Annotated in this window: 1 protein-coding gene; it reads left to right on the top strand. The window is 48.4% G+C overall.

Translation table 11 applies throughout. The features are described 5' to 3' along the window. The coding region (argH, locus tag R7Z50_RS26720; RefSeq protein WP_318149645.1) for an argininosuccinate lyase at nucleotides 1-775 on the top strand (775 nt) is incomplete at both ends.

Here is a 775-nt window from a genome sequence, read left to right as displayed (position 1 = left end):
GCAAATGGTGCAAGTGGCGAAACAACATCAAGGTACGGTTTTGCCTGGTTATACTCACTTACAACGTGCTCAGCCTGTGACGTTTGCTCATTGGTGTTTGGCTTATGTTGAAATGTTTGAGCGTGATTACTCACGTCTGAGTGATGCGCTGCAACGTTTAGATACCTGTCCGTTAGGCTCTGGCGCATTAGCTGGTACTGCTTACCCAATTGATCGTGAACAACTGGCGCATAATCTTGGTTTTCATCGTGCTACGCGTAACTCACTCGATTCGGTATCGGATCGTGACCATGTGATGGAACTGATGTCTGTCGCTTCTATTTCTATGCTGCACTTGTCACGTCTCGCGGAAGATATGATTTTCTACAACTCAGGTGAGTCGAACTTCATTGAGTTGGCAGATACAGTGACGTCTGGCTCGTCATTGATGCCACAGAAGAAAAACCCAGATGCGCTAGAGCTCATTCGTGGTAAGACTGGTCGCGTGTACGGCGCACTTGCTGGCATGATGATGACAGTCAAAGCCCTGCCACTGGCGTACAACAAAGACATGCAAGAAGACAAAGAAGGTTTGTTCGATGCTCTTGATACATGGAACGACTGTATGGAAATGGCAGCGTTGTGTTTCGATGGGATTAAGGTTAATGGCGAACGTACGTTAGAAGCCGCGAAACAAGGCTACGCCAATGCCACAGAATTAGCGGACTACTTGGTCGCGAAAGGCATTCCTTTCCGAGAAGCGCATCATATTGTCGGTGTGGCTGTCGTTGGCGCG

This window comes from Vibrio sp. 1249-1, from assembly GCF_033340495.1.
Note: the sequence above shows the minus strand (reverse complement) of the source record. Positions and strands in the feature narration are given on the sequence as shown.